The 16441-nt window shown below is 33.5% G+C and carries 12 protein-coding genes and 1 tRNA gene; 9 read left to right on the top strand and 4 right to left on the bottom strand.

The genetic code is table 11. The features are described from left to right. The first annotated feature begins 20 nt into the window (after positions 1-20). Positions 21-1646, top strand: a complete 1626-nt coding sequence (locus E0W69_RS14180; protein ID WP_131330702.1) for a SusD/RagB family nutrient-binding outer membrane lipoprotein — start codon at positions 21-23, stop codon at positions 1644-1646. 640 nt (positions 1647-2286) lie between these two features. On the opposite strand, the gene E0W69_RS14175 is transcribed toward E0W69_RS14180, so the two are convergent. Then, positions 2287-2360 (bottom strand) — tRNA-Ile (locus tag E0W69_RS14175). Positions 2361-2372: 12 nt separating this feature from the next. Between E0W69_RS14175 and E0W69_RS14170 the strand changes: the two genes are divergently transcribed. After that, complete coding sequence (locus tag E0W69_RS14170) at positions 2373-3098, top strand: HAD family hydrolase (RefSeq protein WP_131330700.1); 726 nt, start codon at positions 2373-2375, stop codon at positions 3096-3098. On the opposite strand, the gene E0W69_RS14165 is transcribed toward E0W69_RS14170, so the two are convergent. Beyond that, positions 3088-3339 (bottom strand): DUF4834 family protein, encoded by a 252-nt coding sequence (locus E0W69_RS14165; protein ID WP_131330698.1) that lies wholly within the window; start codon positions 3337-3339, stop codon positions 3088-3090. The two genes, E0W69_RS14170 and E0W69_RS14165, sit on opposite strands and share 11 nt — an antisense overlap. 175 nt (positions 3340-3514) lie before the next feature. On the opposite strand from E0W69_RS14165, the gene E0W69_RS14160 reads away from it, so the two are divergent. The 7 genes from E0W69_RS14160 (at position 3515) to rsmA (ending at position 13216) form a co-directional block, all read left to right on the top strand. Beyond that, positions 3515-3985 carry a ribosome maturation factor RimP gene (locus E0W69_RS14160; RefSeq protein ID WP_131330697.1) on the top strand — a complete coding sequence of 157 codons (471 nt, stop codon included), beginning with the start codon at positions 3515-3517 and terminating at the stop codon, positions 3983-3985. Between the two features lie 50 nt (positions 3986-4035). Next, on the top strand, positions 4036-5286 hold the full coding sequence (gene nusA, locus E0W69_RS14155) for a transcription termination factor NusA (RefSeq protein WP_131330696.1): 1251 nt from the start codon (positions 4036-4038) through the stop codon (positions 5284-5286). 52 nt (positions 5287-5338) lie between these two features. Next, a complete protein-coding gene (infB, locus tag E0W69_RS14150) occupies positions 5339-8848 on the top strand; it encodes a translation initiation factor IF-2 (protein WP_131330694.1) in 3510 nt (1169 codons plus the stop codon). A 100-nt stretch (positions 8849-8948) separates the two neighbouring features. Beyond that, on the top strand, positions 8949-10364 hold the full coding sequence (locus E0W69_RS14145; protein WP_131330693.1) for a peptidylprolyl isomerase: 1416 nt from the start codon (positions 8949-8951) through the stop codon (positions 10362-10364). Positions 10365-10473: 109 nt separating this feature from the next. Beyond that, positions 10474-11559 carry a 4-hydroxythreonine-4-phosphate dehydrogenase PdxA gene (gene pdxA, locus E0W69_RS14140; protein WP_131330691.1) on the top strand — a complete coding sequence of 362 codons (1086 nt, stop codon included), beginning with the start codon at positions 10474-10476 and terminating at the stop codon, positions 11557-11559. An 11-nt stretch (positions 11560-11570) separates the two neighbouring features. After that, the gene (locus E0W69_RS14135; protein ID WP_131330689.1) at positions 11571-12440 is read left to right on the top strand and encodes an aldose 1-epimerase family protein; all 870 of its coding nucleotides are present in this window, start codon (positions 11571-11573) and stop codon (positions 12438-12440) included. A 17-nt stretch (positions 12441-12457) separates the two neighbouring features. After that, positions 12458-13216, top strand: a complete 759-nt coding sequence (gene rsmA / locus E0W69_RS14130) for a 16S rRNA (adenine(1518)-N(6)/adenine(1519)-N(6))-dimethyltransferase RsmA (protein ID WP_131330687.1) — start codon at positions 12458-12460, stop codon at positions 13214-13216. Between the two features lies 1 nt (position 13217). Here rsmA and E0W69_RS14125 read toward each other — a convergent pair whose 3' ends face one another. Beyond that, positions 13218-14051 carry a DUF4249 family protein gene (locus E0W69_RS14125; protein ID WP_131330685.1) on the bottom strand — a complete coding sequence of 278 codons (834 nt, stop codon included), beginning with the start codon at positions 14049-14051 and terminating at the stop codon, positions 13218-13220. Positions 14052-14053: 2 nt separating this feature from the next. Next, positions 14054-16357, bottom strand: coding sequence for a TonB-dependent receptor plug domain-containing protein (locus tag E0W69_RS14120; RefSeq protein WP_191967852.1), 2304 nt, complete (start codon positions 16355-16357; stop codon positions 14054-14056). Positions 16358-16441: the final 84 nt, after the last annotated feature.

The raw sequence follows: 16441 nt of genomic DNA, 5'->3' as shown, positions 1-16441 counted from the left end.
AATACTATAAATCTATTAAAATGAAAATTAAAAATATATTGTTTCCAACCTTGCTAACCCTAGGTATTGGAGTATCTATAACAAGTTGCCAAAAAGGAGACCTTACTTCGAATCCAAATCAAGGTAGTTCGGTTTCTGCTTCTTTATTATTAAATGCCATAACTTCAAGATTTGCAGCTGGTGGAGGCGTAATTAACGGAGAGTCAGGCGCAGTCGCAGAGTCATTTTGGGTATTTCCTAATTTGACGTCTAGTGCGCCTGCTAAGTACGGACAATATCATGTTTCCAATTATTCCTATTATCAAGGGACCAATTCCTATAACTGGTCATATTCTGCAACACAATACGATTTGTTGAAATATGTAATCAAAATGGAACAAAGGGCTGCAGTTGAAAATCCTAGCACTCCTCAAGCAAATATCTATGCAGGATTAGCAAAATTTTTTAAGGCATATTCTTTCATTTGGCTGGCTGAGAGAGTTGGTGATATTCCTATGGATCAAGCTGGAGATGAGACAAATCTGCAACCCTCTTATAATACTCAAAAAGAGGTATATTCAAAATCTTTAGTGTTGTTAGACTCTGCAAATACTATAATTGGGAATATTATAACTGCGCAAAACAACGGCTCGACGGTAGTTAGTAGTACTGGTGATATATTTGGGCTTACTTACTTACAATGGCAAAAAGTAATTAATTCTTATACTATTAGAGTGTTGTTGAGTTTAAGTAAACGTGCTGATGATAATGCAGATTTAGCAATTAAGACAAAATTTACAACTATTGTAAATAATCCTACCAAGTATCCCATTTTTACTAGTAATTCGGATAATATGGTTTATAAATACAATAGTATAAATGCGTTTCCTTTATTTTCAAGTCCATATAGTCAATATGCAAATATAGGTTCTACTTATTTGAAATTGACTACAGCAACGGCTGATCCACGTACTTTCGCAATCGCTACACCAGCTCCTGGTCAGATTACTGCGGGAAAAACCGTTGCTGATTTTAGTGCATATGTTGGTGCGGATCCTACTTTGTCATTAGCAGCATTGAATACAAATTCTACAGCTGGTATGTATTCATTCTTAAACTTTAATCGCTATTATACTTCTGCAACCGGCTCCAATTGTGAACCTTACATTTATATTGGTTATCCGGAACTATGTTTTAATATCGCGGAAGGAATCAATAGGGGATGGGCTACTGGTGATGCCTCAACTTGGTATAATACAGGGATTAATGCATCGCTTAGTTTGTATGGTTTAACTAATGGCCAGAAGTTTACTATTGGAGATAAAGCAGGAACCACTTTAGGTTCGGTAACTATTGATGTAAATACTTTTTTAAGTAATGTAGCTTATAAAGGCGGCTCTACTGGTTTAACTCAAATATTAAATCAAAAGTATATTGCAATGTTTGAAAATTCTCCTATGGAGGCTTACTTTAATTGGAGGAGAACTGGAGAACCTGAATTAGCTCAAGGTGGAGTTGGTATCGGTACTTCAGACTATAAAATACCTCATAGATGGCAATATCCAAATTATGAAACCACAGAAAATGCTCAAAATTATCAAAGTGCTATTCAGTCACAATTTGGAGGTACGGATGATGTAATGCAAGATACCTGGTTAACTAAATAATTTTATTACAAGGGAATATTTTTCTAAAATATTCCCTTTTTTAATTGTGGTATATATAACAAGTGTATGTTTTAGTTTTTATATTGATGAGTTCTTTTGCTTCTGCACAAATTAAGAATAGCACAAAACGCGAAGTAAAATTAGATAGTGTTGTTAATTTTAGAGATATTGGTGGATATTGGAATAGGCGTAAGTGGTTAGTTTTTCGAAGTTAGTGTAATGAAAAAAAAGTTGTAGAATTAACCCTTTTTATACCGATATCAAGCAAGGTAATTAATTGCCCCGTATCGATTAGCCTTTCTGCATAATTGAAATCGCTTTCAACATCATTATAGATTCCTGTTATAAGCCACTTTCTCCTTATTTCAATATCTTCCAGAGTATGGGTCTAAAATAATACCATAAAGACCAAAATTTGATGATAAAAGGAATTATGATTTTGGGAGAAGCCATAGTAATTTGTCTAGTCATCATATCTTAGGTTATTGTTAATTACTAATAACTAAAGTTAATTTGAAAAATCTTATTCCCAAACTGTTAAATTTTCATTTTAAAACGCCGAAAATTGCGTGTGTATCAAATTGTGTATCAAATAAAAAAGCAGCTATGAAATAAATTCATAACTGCTTGATTTTCAGTGTGGGCCCACTTGGACTTGAACCAAGGACCACCTGATTATGAGTCAGGTGCTCTAACCAGCTGAGCTATAGGCCCTAAACTTTCCAAATGGAAAATTCGAGGACGGCAAAAATAGGTATTGAAATTGAAATAGCAAATAAATGTGCAATTATTTTTTCTGCAGATAGAAAAAAGTATATTCGGTCTATGGGAAAGATAAAAAATGTCATATTCGATTTGGGAGGTGTATTTATTGATTTAGATTTTAACAAGACAAAAAACGCATTTGAAAGTTTAGGTGTAAATAATTATGCTGAAATGTTTAACCAACATCATGCGGATGATTTATTCCTTCAATTAGAAACGGGTAAGATATCTGAAGTAGAATTTTATGCTGCATTTAGGAAATTGGTAAACGTCGAACTAAATAATGAGCAAATTAAAAATGCTTGGAATGCTATGTTATTGCATTTCAATCCAAAGAAAATAGAGTGGCTGCAAACTTTGAGAGAAGATTATAAATTATTTTTATTTTCCAATACCAATATTATTCATCAGAAATTTTTTGAGCAAAGATTTATAGATGATCTAAATGGAGCTCATTTACAAGATTATTTTGAGAAAGTATATTATTCTCAAGAAATAGGCATGCGAAAACCCAATAAAGATGGCTTTGAATTTATTTTAAATGAACAGCAACTAGATCGGTCTGAGACTTTGTTTATCGATGATACCATCGGAAATGTGGAAACTGCTAAAAGTTTAGGATTACAAACTTTTCATTTGACTCCTGATAGGAAATTACAAGATGTCGAAGTTCTTCTTAATCTTTAATTTCTTCAAAATCAATATATTCTCCAACTTTTGACTGTTCCGTTGATGTCTCTTTGCGTGTCTCTTGTTGGTAAGATGGATTTGTGTTGGATGTGTCACTTGTTTGTTGATTATGAAAGTTATTCATTTCCCCAACTTTTTGTTTTACCATTTTTGTTGTACGATAAATCGGTAATAAAAAATTAAAAACAAACTTATAAAATATGTATACGACGATTGCCGCCACGATTAAATCTATCATTATGAAATATTTCAATATATAACCAATAACGAAAGTATGCGAAAATCGTTCAAATGAAATGCAAAAATTAATTTTTTGAATATGTACATATAAAAATATACCTTTGCGGAAGCTTGGAAAAGAAGAAGGGGACGCGAAACGTTCCCTTCTCTGTTTTTTAATTGTAAAATGATTTATGGCTAACGAAATAGTTATAGAAGAATTAAAGAAGATTTTAGCAGAAATATTGGCGGAAGAAACGGAATATTTTTTGGTAGGTATCAAGATTAAACCTACCAATAATATCAAAATCTATATAGATGGAGATTATGGTATCACAATTGAAAAGTGTATTAAGATAAATAGGAAAATGTATCCTATACTTGAGGAGCAAAAACTTTTCCCTGCGGATGATTTTTCCTTAGAAGTTTCTTCTCCTGGTATCGATACTCCGTTGGTATTGCAAAGACAATTTGTAAAAAATAAAGGTAGACTTTTAGAAGTTGTGCTATTGGATGAAACGGAAAAGTTAGGAAAGCTAATTGAAGTGACTGATGCTGATATTACACTAGAAATTACTACCGGGAAAGGGAAAAAAGCGGTAACTACACAAGAAGTTATTCCATTTGAAAATATTAAAAAAGCAACAATTCAAATACAGTTTTAGTATTGATAAGGATGTTTTTAAGTAAACATTCTATTTAAAATTATAAAAATATGGCAAGTATCAACCTCATTGAGGCTTTCCAGGAGTTTAGGGAAGACGAGAATATTGATAGATCAACCTTGATGAAAGTCGTGGAAGATGTTTTCAAAACATTGTTGAAAAAGAAATACAGTAGCGATGATAACTTTGACGTAATCGTTAATGCGGAAAAAGGGGATTTGGAAATATTTCGTCGAAGAATGATTGTAGAGGATGGAGAGGTAGAAGACCCATTGGCGGAAGTCGCTTATTCTGAGGCTGTTACGATAGAACCTGACTTTGAGGTGGGAGAGGAATTGTACGAAGAAGTAGATATGTTGGACTTCGGAAGACGTGCTATACTTGCGGCAAAACAAACTTTGGCTAGCCGTATTGGTGACTTGAAAAAGAATGTTCTGATGAAGAAATATGAAAGCCGTATTGGTGAGATTGTTTCTGCGGAAGTCTATCAAGTTTGGAAAAAAGAAGTATTGTTGATGGATGAAGAAAATAATGAGTTAATTTTGCCAAAATCTGAACAAATCCCACAAGATTTCTTCAAAAAAGGTGAAAATGTCCGCGCTGTCATTAGACGTGTAGATATGAAAAATAATACACCCGTTATTATCTTAAGTAGAACAAGTCCAGAATTTTTGGCAAAGCTCTTAGAAATTGAAGTTCCTGAAATCTACGATGGCCTTATTACTATTAAAAAGATTGTTAGAGAGCCAGGTGAGCGAGCGAAAGTTGCGGTAGAAAGTTTTGATGATAGGATTGATCCAGTGGGTGCTTGTGTGGGTATGAAAGGAAGTCGTATACATGGTATTGTAAGAGAATTAAAAAATGAAAATATAGATATTATCAATTACACTGATAATATTCAATTATATATTCAAAGGTCATTAACCCCTGCAAAAATTTCTTTTATGGAATTGGATCAAGATAAAAAACATGTAGAAGTGTTTTTGAATTCTGATCAAATATCCCTAGCAATTGGAAGAAAAGGGGTGAATATTAAATTAGCATGTGATCTTACTGGTTTCAATATTGATGTATTTAGAGAAGAGGAAGAGGGAGAAGAAGAAGAATACGATATTGATTTGCAGGAATTTAGTGATGAGATTGATCAATGGGTTATTGATGAATTTAAACGTATCGGTTGTGATACAGCGCATAGCGTATTAAATCTTTCACCTGATGAATTGGAAAAAAGAACCGATTTAGAGAAAGAAACAATAGAAGATGTAAGAAGAGTCTTACAAGAAGAATTTGAAAAAGAGTAGTAATTATGGATTAAAACGTTAACCCCCATTTTTATTACGGCTAAATAATAATATGTCAGAATTAAAATTACCAAGATTATTGGCAGCCGCCAAAGAATTCAACATCGGTAGAGATACCCTTGTTGAATTTTTGGTGGGCAAAGGTTTCAATAGGGATGACTTAAATGGAAATGTTAAGTTGGAAGCTCCTATGTATAGAGCATTACAACAACAATTCTTAGATGACAAAGTAGCAAAAGATAAAGCCGACCGTATTGAAATCCCTAAAGGATTACAGTCTGAAAAGAAGAAAAAAGAAGAAAAAATCGCATCTGCAGCAGCAAAAGTTGCTGAAAAAGAGGAGGATGCAAATAATGCCGCTGTGTCAGATGAGTCAACTTCTGTTGATATCGTGCCAGTTGATAGTTCTGACAAAGGTGAGGTAATAACTACTACAAAAGAGGAAAATGCACCAAAAGATAATTTCCCATTTGAACAGCCTAAAGCTGCTGCGGAAACTATCGAAACAAGTGTACCTAAGATGGAAGAGGTAAAATTAACTCCAAAGGTAGAAAATGCTGTTGAGGATATTCAACCACAAATAGTAGCAGAAAAAGAAATTACTTCTACTCCTAAGGAGACTGAAAAGACGCAAGAACCTGTAGAAAAGAAAGAAACTCCTGCTCCTGAAATAAAAGCAGAACCCATTAACGAGCCAACTCCAGTTGTTGTCGAAAATGTGGTAGAGAAAAAGGAAGCAACGGTCCTTGTTCAGGAGGTTATTACTCCTAAAGAGGAACAAAAAAGTGCTCCAGTAGAAAAGGTTGCTGAGAACACAGCACCTACAAAAGCGGATACTGACATTAAACCTGAAGGTGTGAATACAACCGAAGATGTAAAAGAACCGGAAGTAGTGAAATTTACACGTCCTGAATTAGAAGGACCAAAAATTCTAGATAAGATCGATTTATCCGGAATAGACTCTTCCACTCGTCCTAAAAAGGGAAATTTTGTACCAAATAAAAATGGCAACAATAATAATTTCCAAAATGGGAATAAAAATTTTAAACCGCAATCTCAACATCCTCAAGGTGGCGGTAATAATAGGCCTAACGTGCCTGCAGCTAAGGATGTCAATCCAAGACCTAAGGCGCCAATAACGCCATATGAGTATACTGAAACAAAAAAGACAGTAGTACTTGGAAATCCAGACAGCCACTCTAATGTTGAATCCGTAGATCCGGTTTTCGTTAAAATTCAAGCTGAAAAACTTGAGGGGCCTAAGATTTTAGGTAAAATAGAATTGCCTGTTGATAACGATACTCGTCCCAAAGTGAACAACAGAGGTGTTGATGAAAAGCGAAAAAGAAAACGTATTCCTATAGATAAAAAAGGAGGTGATAATAATAATCATCCTCAACAGGGGAATAATAATCAAAATCGTCCATACAACAATAATAATGGTAATCGCCAAGGACAAGGTGGTAATAATCAAAATCGTCCTGGACAACAAGGACAAGGTGGTCCACAACGTCAGGGTCAAGGTGGTCCTCAACGTCCTGGACAAGGTGGCAATAATAGGAATTTTAATAATAATAATGGCAATAGAAATGGTAATTTCCAAAACCGCAATAATCGTGCGGTAGAAGAAAATAAGGAAATTGATCAAAAGAAAATTCAAGAAAAAATTAGAGAAACACAAGCTAAACTAGCTGGAAACTCTAGAAACAATAATACCAAAAATCAGAAAGCTAAACATCGTAGAGAACGTAGACAAGAAATGGAAGCTGAATTGCAAGAGCAATCAGAAAACAGAGTATTGAATGTAACAGAGTTCATCACTGTAAGCGAATTGGCGAATTTGATGGACGTAAGTTTTGCTGATATTATTAGCAAATGTATGAGCTTAGGTATCATGGTTTCTATTAATCAGAGATTAGATGCTGAGGTTATTGAATTAGTTGCTGGTGAATTTGATTATACAGTTTCCTTTATTGGATTGAGTGATGAAGATATTGTACAAGAGGAAGAAGTAGTTGATAAAGAGGAAGATTTGTTGCCTCGTTCTCCAATTGTAACAATTATGGGTCACGTTGACCATGGTAAGACTTCATTACTAGATTATATCCGTAATGCGAATGTGGTTGCTGGTGAAGCTGGAGGTATTACGCAACACATCGGTGCTTATGTTGTTACATTAGAAAATGGTAGAAAAATTACTTTCTTAGATACTCCAGGGCACGAAGCCTTTACTGCGATGCGTGCTCGTGGTGCAAAAGTAACAGATATTGCTGTAATAGTAGTTGCTGCGGATGACGCGGTGATGCCACAAACAAAAGAAGCTATTAGCCATGCCCAAGCAGCTGGAGTTCCTATGATTTTTGCTATCAATAAAATTGATAAAGATGGAGCTAATCCTGCAAAAATATATGAACAATTATCCGGTATGAACATTCTTGTAGAAGAATGGGGTGGTACTTTCCAAAATCAAGAAATAGCAGCCAAACAAGGTTTGAACGTTAATTTGCTTTTGGAAAAAATCTGTTTAGAAGCAGATATGCTGAACTTAAAAGCTAATCCTAATAGAGAAGCTTCTGGTAGCATTGTAGAAGCTTCATTGGATAAAGGTCGTGGATATGTAGCTACAGTATTAGTACAAAACGGTACACTTCACCAAGGTGATTTGATTGTTTCTGGTCAATACTATGGTAGAGCGAAAGCGATGTTTAACGAGCGTAATCAACGTATCGAAGTTGCTGGGCCATCAACACCTGTTCAGATTTTAGGTCTGAATGGAGCCCCTCAGGCTGGTGAGAAAATCAAAGTATATACGGATGAGTCAGAGGCAAAAGAAGTTGCTACAACTCGTGCTCGAATATTGAGAGAACAAGGTCTTCGAACACGTAAACATATTACATTAGATGAAATTGGTAGACGTCTGGCTCTTGGAAGTTTCAAAGAATTGAATGTAATTATTAAAGGTGACGTGGATGGATCCGTAGAAGCTTTGAGTGATTCACTACAAAAATTATCTACAGACGAAATCGTTGTTAACGTTATCTTCAAGGCAGTTGGTCAGATTTCTGAAAGTGATGTATTGTTGGCGACGGCATCTGATGCGATTATCATTGGATTTAACGTTCGTGCATCTTCACAAGCTGGTAAATTGGCTCAAAATGAAGGTGTTCAGATCAAATCTTACTCAATCATCTATAATGCGATCGAAGAAATTAAGAGCGCAATGGAAGGAATGCTCGAACCTAAGGTTGAAGAAATCGAAGTTGGTACGATTGAAATTAGAGAAGTATACAAATTTGATAAAGTTACCGTTGCTGGTTCTTATGTTACCGAAGGTAGAGTTAAACGTGATAGTAAAATCAGAATATTCAGAGATGGTATATTGGTTTATCCGCGTAATGAAGGTGGATTTGGTGAATTGGGTAGCTTGAAACGTTATAAAGACGACGTTAAAGAAGTAATTCAAGGATATGAATGTGGTCTTACACTAAAAAACTTTACTGATATTCAAGTTGGTGATAACATCGTTGCATATCAAGAAGAAGAAGTAAAACGTACGTTATAAGATAGTTATACATCTAAAAAATAAATTTTTATGTTAAAAGCCTGTAAAAAGGCTTTTTTCATATTTGGAATATTTATTTTTGAAAATATTGAAAAATAATATGAAAAAAATTATTCTGCTTTTAGTATTATTATTTGCTTTTAATTTCTATTCTAATGCTCAACAACAGAAAGTAATTGCAGATAAAATTATCGCTCAAGTAGGTGGTGATATAATTTTGCAATCGGATATAGACAATGCTATTCGTGATAATAAAAGGAATGCTGTTGCCTCTGGTTCTGATGCAAATCTGCCTCCAGATTTTGAATGCGTGATGTTGCGTAATATGTTGATGCGCAAGGTATTGATGATACAAGCTCAGCGTGATTCATTGCCTGTTTCTGATGATGACATTGATGCCAAATTGGATAATAAATTGAGACAATTTGTGAGAATGGCAGGGTCTCGTGATGCATTTGAGGCAAATGCAGGGAAAAGCCTTTTTCAATTTAGGGAAGATATGCGTCCTTATTTCAAAGAACAAGAATTATCAAGTGCGGAACAACAAAGTATTGTAAAGAGTATTAAAATTACGCCAGAAGAGGTTGAGGCGTATTACAATAAAATTCCTAAAGATAGTTTGCCTTATTTTGAGGCAGAATATGAGGTGAGCCAGATTATCATGCATCCAAAAGCTAATAAAGAAGTAGAAGATTATCTTTCTGAACAGTTAATGGGATATAAGAAAGAAGTGGAATCTGGCAAAAGAAAATTTGATGAATTAGCAAAAATCTATTCTCAGGATCCAGGTAGTAAGGATAATGGAGGTATGTATAATATTAATAGAACGACCTCTAGTTTTGATCCTAAATTTGTTTCTGCAGCTTTTCGTTTAAAAGATGGACAAATATCTCCTGTAGTGAAAACTCAATTTGGTTATCATCTTATTCAAATGGTTAGTAGAGTAGGTGATGATGCCGTTGTTAGACATATCCTACTTATACCACCAATTAATCAAGCGGAGATTAAGGAGGCACAAGATAGTTTGACGCATGTTCGTACTTTTATTTTGGATAAAGTAGTGACTTTCAATGCTGCAGTAAGCTTATATGGCGATGATGAAAGCGGTCGATATACAGGAGGTGCAATTACTACGCCAGACGGTTCACCTAAAATAACTATTGATGATATTAAAGATCCTTCATTAGTAAAGACCGTGACTAGTTTACAACCTGGTGAAATTAGCATGCCAGATGTATTTAAAGATCCAAGCAATCTAGACAAAGAATCTGTAAGAATTGTTTTTCTAAGATCTAAAACAAATGCACATCGTGAAAATTTAAAAGATGATTATGATGTAATCTCTAATGAAGCGTTGAATCAAAAGAAAGAAAAAATTTTAGATCAATGGTTTTTAAGTCATATTCCTCAATATTACGTTCATCTGGATCAGAATGCCGTGAGTGATTGTTCTACATTGAATCAATGGAAACAAGTTTCTGACCAGTTAGATAAAGAACAGAATATTATTAGATAATAATTTGGATAAAAAATAGTTAAGCCATTCCTTATTAATTAGGGATGGCTTTTATTTTTGGAAAAATACTAGACAAACTTGTTTATTTTTGTAGCTATAAGATATTGTAATGGAAAAAATCAAACCTATTATTGGATTTAGTTGTGGTGATTTAAATGGAGTTGGATTAGAGGTAGTAATCAAGGCCGTAAGTAACAATCAACTTCTAAGTATTTGTACTCCTATCATTTTTGCGAATAATAAATGTATAAATTTTTATAAAAAAGGAATTATTGAAGGTAATTTCAATTTTACAATAGTAAAAGATTTAGCTACTTTAAATACAAAGCAAGTTAATGTTTATAATTGTTGGGAAGAAGATGTAGCTATTCAGCCAGGGCAGATGAATACGGAAATAGGTAAGTATGCTTGGATATCTTTAAAAACGGCTACTGAAGCGTTAAAAAATGGAGAAATTCATGCACTAGTTACTGCTCCAATTCATAAAAAAACAATCCTCTCTGATGAATTTCATTATACAGGGCATACTCCATTTTTGAAAGAGTATTTTGATTGTCAAGATGTAGTTATGTTCATGTGTGCAGAGAATATGCGAGTTGCAGTTGTAACTGAACATATTCCTATTAAAGAGGTTGCTAACTCATTGGATAAAGACATAATAGTAAGCAAACTAAAAATCATTCAAGAGAGTTTACGAGTTGATTTTGGTATAACAAAACCCAAGATTGCTGTGTTAGGGTTAAATCCTCATGCAAGTGATGATGGTTTAATTGGTAATGAGGAAGAAACAATCATTAAACCTGCAATAAAATTAGCAAGAAATAAAGACATTCTTGCATTTGGTCCTTATCCAGCAGATGGATTTTTTGCACACGGTCATTATAATAACTTTGATGCAGTACTTGCAATGTATCATGATCAAGGAATGATTCCATTTAAATCTTTAGCAATAGGAGAAGGGGTTAATTATACAGCAGGGATGCCAGTTGTACGTACTAGTCCTGATCACGGAACAGCAATGGATATTGCGGGGAAAGGAATCGCTGATAGTACCTCTACTTTAGAATCTATTTTTTTGGCGGTAGATATTGTGCGCATGCGTTTTCAATATGAAGAAGATAGAGCTGATCCAATTAAAAAGATGAGTGAGAGAATTTTAGGTAATTTAGCAGATGAAAAAATCGTTTTAGATTAAAAAGCAGGATTATGATTTATTTAGAAAATAATTTTATAAAGGCTGGATTTGTTGAGAAAGGCGCGGAACTACAATCCTTGATAAATAAAGAGACAGGAGTTGAATATATGTGGGGAGGAGATCCTGTTTTTTGGGGAAAGCATAGTCCTGTACTATTTCCTATAGTTGGCGGTTTAAAAGACAATGAATATAGTTTTGGTGGTAATAAATATAGCTTGGGTAGACATGGCTTTGCTAGAGATAGTATTTTTTCTGTAATCGAGCAAACTGAGACTAGTATTTCATTTGGTATGTCTGATACGGCAGATTCTTTAACCAAATATCCATTTCACTTCCAATTTTTGGTACAATATACGATTAATAAATCTGAATTGATAGTTAAGTATATAGTCAAAAACATGGGGAAAGATGCAATGTATTTCTCTGTAGGTGCTCACCCTGCATTTAATGTCCCTTTAAATAAAGATTTAACTTTTGAGGATTATAGTTTAAAATTTGAGAAAAAAGAAACAGTATCTATCTACCCATTAGATGATAGTGGGCAAACTAAAATAAATGCCATTCCTTTTTTGAACGATTCAGATGAGCTGCCTTTACATAAAAGTTTGTTTTATAAAGATGCATTGGTATTTAAAGAATTGGTTTCCGATAAGATAACCATTCAGACAAAAGATGATACACACGGGATTACTATTGCTTTCAAAGAATATCCATATATGGGAATTTGGAGTGCCAAAGATGCTGATTTTCTATGCATAGAGCCTTGGGATGGTATTGCGGATAATGAGGCAGTGAGTGGAGTGTTGGAAGAGAAGGAGGGTATTAAAATTCTACAAGCGGCGCAAGTATATGAGTCTAGCTGGAGCATCTCAATTTTCTAAGTTTTTAATTTAATTTTTTGACAGACTATACATTAAAAAAATCATTAGGGCAACATTTCTTAAAAGATGAAAATGTTACCAAGAGAATTGTGGAGGAATTAACATCAATTCAATACAGGCAGCTTTTAGAGGTGGGGCCAGGTGCTGGTGCACTGACTAAGTATTTACAATCTATTGAAGGTATTGATTTTAAAGCAGTAGAATTAGATAATGAAAAAGTAATTTATTTGGAAAAAATATATCCAACACTTGCAAACAAAATCATTGAAGCTAGTATCTTGGATATAGATGCGCCTTTTGAAAATAATTTTGTAGTAATTGGTAATTTTCCCTACAATATCTCCAGTCAAATTTTATTTAAAATTTTAGATTGGAAAAATCAAGTAACGGACTCGATTGGAATGTTTCAAAAGGAAGTAGCCGATCGAGTGGCTGCAGGACCAGGAAGTAAAACCTATGGAATTTTGAGTGTACTAGTTCAGGCATATTATGATGTTAAATATTTATTTGATGTCCCTCCTGAATCATTTAATCCACCTCCTAAGGTGATGAGCGGCGTTATTCGCCTTACAAAAAGAAGTATTCTTCCTAATTTTAAATCGGAAAGGTCTTTATTTGTTCTTGTTAAATTGGCATTTAATCAACGTAGAAAAACCTTGAGAAATGCAACTAAAAGTTTATTTAGCGCTGAAGTATTACAAGATCCTATTTTCGATAAAAGAGCTGAGCAATTGAGTGTAAATGAATTTGCTGCACTGACGTTTAAGATGAATTAATTTATTTTAGCCAGATCTCGCTCCAATAATTATTGGTAGCTATACTTGATGGAACAAGAACTTTGTGGAAACTTCTTGAGTAAATATCGAATAAGCCCAGCGCACCATTGGTAAGATTGCTCTCAGGGTTGTCTGGTGCTGTATTGATTGCATTTTTAGCACTAGCACCAGCACTATTTTCTATTTGACTAAAATAGTTGTAACTAGCTCTGTTTTGAGATCTTAGTTCTATTTCTAGTGTGTCTTTTTCATGAATATAACTACTGTCATAGTCTAATGTATAATGCATATAGCGCCCGTCAGATAATCGATCATTTAGATTAAATGAGTTTATTTTTCCACTACTAATATTTGTTACGATGATCCTGTAATAATTTGTGGTGTCTATAGGGTCTTGAAAATGTAGTATAGGTTGTATGATTTCGATACCTAATATGTTTTGTTGTTGGAATGTTATAGAATCTAGGTGGACTCTATAAGGCATCTGTGCAGAGGCAGTGTATATCGTATCATTAATATTGACACTTAGTTTGTATATGCTTCCTTGTTTTCCTCTTTTAGAATTAGTATAGTATCCTGCATAATTCATTTCAGATAATGAATAGCCAAGATTCGTATTAGAATCCAAAATGTTTACGATAGCTCCACTTATGGCAGGAAAGCTATTGTCTGCGTAAAAGCTAACGGACTCAGAAAGAGTTGCTTGCATTGAACTATAATCTGTTACAGAGGCATAGATAACATTCATTGTTTTAGCATCAGTCAATTTTACGGTAATGTTTTTTTCACAACTATAAAGAAATAATAAGATAATAAGTTTATATATTTTTTTCATTACTAAAATTTAAAATTATACGTAATTGTAGGAATAAATCTAAATAGCGCAGTTTGTCTTGCGATAGTTTTATTTGGGTTATTTGGATCTTTTATAAAATCTATCTTATAAGTATTTTCCCTACCATAAGCATTAAAAATTCCAAATGTCCAACTAGAGTGATAATTTCTTTTAGTTAATGGTGTATATGTGGCAGACAGATCAAGTCTATGATATGCAGGATATCTGTTCTGATTACGCCCCGAATAATAGTTGACGTATATGCCATCAATTGTATATTTGGCACTTGGGTAGGTAACTGCAGGACCTGTGTAATAAATAAATGTACTTGAATATGTCCATTTATTATTAGACTTATAGATCGCAACAATGGAAAGTTCATTGGGTCTATCCTGAAAAGTAGGATAATAAGAATCGTTATTAATTCCCATTATTTTTTTCATAGACCTAGAGTAGGTATAGCTAATCCATCCAGTCAGTTTGCCATTGTTTTTCTTTAAAATATTTTCCCATCCATAAGTTTTCCCTTTTCCATAAAGCAGTTGTGATTCTATATAAGTATTTATTTGCAAGTCAGCGCCATTTTTATAATCTATTTGATTTTCGAGTTTTTTGTAATACAATTCCGATGTAAAATCATAAGTCTTATTTGTAGATGTAATATTGATGCCCATAGAATATTGATCAGCAATTTCAGGTTTTATATTATTGGTACTTGATAGCCAGATGTCTGTCGGTGTGCTTACGCCTGTGTTGTTAAGTAAATGGATATTTTGAGTATTTCTAGCGTAGCCTAATTTTATATTTATGTTTGTAGTTATACTATAGTTAAATGTAAATCTTGGTTCTAGATTCCAATAGTTTTTAACAATACTTCGGTGTAGATGTTTAGAAGAGTCAATTAAATTACCGCTATTATCATAGTCATAAAATATACCTGGTCCTAAAATCATAAAGTCACTTGCTCTAAGTCCAAGATGAACACTATATTTTCCGAAAGTGATATTGTCTGCAATCCATAAATTATTTTCCAAACTGTATTTCTTTGGTTGAATCAATGTATTATAGTTGGCATATTGATTTGCATATATACTTCCTGGTGTTATTCTGTGATAAATCGAACTCAATCCTACATAAAATATCTGATTTTTATGAAATTTTAATTGTTTTTCATGCTTGAAACCAAAATCACTTATTTTAGATAATATTTGAACATCGCTTGGATTCGTTGGTGTTTTATCCATATCTAGATTGATTAGGTAATTGTAGGAAGTATGATAAATGGTAGTAATGGAGCTTAATTTATAATTTTGCCAATGACTATAATTTCCAGAAATTAAAGTATTGCCCCAACTTAGACCAAATTGATTATTTAATCCTAGATTATCTCTCCCTTTATATAAGGAAAAGCTTAGATTACCTTTTTTTACTTTAAAGGATAGTTTTGCATTTATGTCATAAAAATTTAGTACATTTTTTCTGATAGACGTATCTGATGATAGTTTCAATAATGCGTCAACATAGGTACGTCTAGCGGACAAATAAAAACTGCTTTTGTTACGTTTGATTGGTCCATCTATATTTATATGCGAGGATATAAGTCCGATACTACCGCTATAATTTGTTTTTGTGTTGTCACCATCTTTGGATTTTATATCTACTAGAGAGGATAGTCGCCCACCGTAATTCGCGGGAAGATCTCCTTTGTAAACATTTAGAGATTGTATTATGTCGGCGTTGAATGTTGAAAAAAAACCTAACAAATGTGACGCATTATATATCGGGGCTTCGTCGTAGAGTATTAAATTTTGATCTGTATTACCCCCTCTAACGTAGAAGCCGCTATTGCCGTCGCCAGCAGATTTAATACCCGGCAATAATTGTATGGATTTTAATACGTCTTGTTCTCCAAAAATGACTGGAATGTATTTATTTTTCGTCATATCCAAACTAGTTAAGCCAATGAGTGGCTTGTCCTTGATTATTTGGTTGATATTTTTGACAAGAACTGTATCCAAATAATTATGTAATGGATGTAATGTGAATATATATATAGATCTTTTAGTGCTGTCAATATCTACAGAATCTGTTGTGTAACCTACATTACTAATATATATACGATGTGATTTATTTGTTTTTTTTATAATATAAGATCCCGTAGCGTCCGTGCTTCCTAGACTTTTACCTAAAGAGTCTAGGAAAATGATGGCGCCTTCTATCGGAATATTACTTTCATTTAAGACTTTGATTGAAAGAGGTGATGTCTGGTTTTGACCATAAGAAAAATTAAAAATTGTTATCATCATAATTGAAAAGACAAACATTTTGATAACTGTAGTCATGTAAAAAACGTTACGTTTGTAATACTTTTAAAGTTACGTTAGCGCAAT

Source organism: Rhizosphaericola mali (genome assembly GCF_004337365.2).
GTDB lineage: Bacteria > Bacteroidota > Bacteroidia > Chitinophagales > Chitinophagaceae > Rhizosphaericola > Rhizosphaericola mali.
The sequence above is the reverse complement of the archived record's forward strand: the minus strand, read 5'-3'. Positions and strand labels throughout refer to the sequence as shown.

Coding starts and splice junctions, on each gene's coding strand:
- E0W69_RS14180 (WP_131330702.1), top strand. CDS start 21: ATGAAAATTAAAAATATATTGTTTCCAACCTTGCTAACCCTAGGTATT.
- E0W69_RS14170 (WP_131330700.1), top strand. CDS start 2,373: ATGGAAAATTCGAGGACGGCAAAAATAGGTATTGAAATTGAAATAGCA.
- E0W69_RS14165 (WP_131330698.1), bottom strand. CDS start 3,339: ATGATAGATTTAATCGTGGCGGCAATCGTCGTATACATATTTTATAAG.
- E0W69_RS14160 (WP_131330697.1), top strand. CDS start 3,515: ATGGCTAACGAAATAGTTATAGAAGAATTAAAGAAGATTTTAGCAGAA.
- nusA (WP_131330696.1), top strand. CDS start 4,036: ATGGCAAGTATCAACCTCATTGAGGCTTTCCAGGAGTTTAGGGAAGAC.
- infB (WP_131330694.1), top strand. CDS start 5,339: ATGTCAGAATTAAAATTACCAAGATTATTGGCAGCCGCCAAAGAATTC.
- E0W69_RS14145 (WP_131330693.1), top strand. CDS start 8,949: ATGAAAAAAATTATTCTGCTTTTAGTATTATTATTTGCTTTTAATTTC.
- pdxA (WP_131330691.1), top strand. CDS start 10,474: ATGGAAAAAATCAAACCTATTATTGGATTTAGTTGTGGTGATTTAAAT.
- E0W69_RS14135 (WP_131330689.1), top strand. CDS start 11,571: ATGATTTATTTAGAAAATAATTTTATAAAGGCTGGATTTGTTGAGAAA.
- E0W69_RS14125 (WP_131330685.1), bottom strand. CDS start 14,051: ATGAAAAAAATATATAAACTTATTATCTTATTATTTCTTTATAGTTGT.
- E0W69_RS14120 (WP_191967852.1), bottom strand. CDS start 16,357: ATGATGATAACAATTTTTAATTTTTCTTATGGTCAAAACCAGACATCA.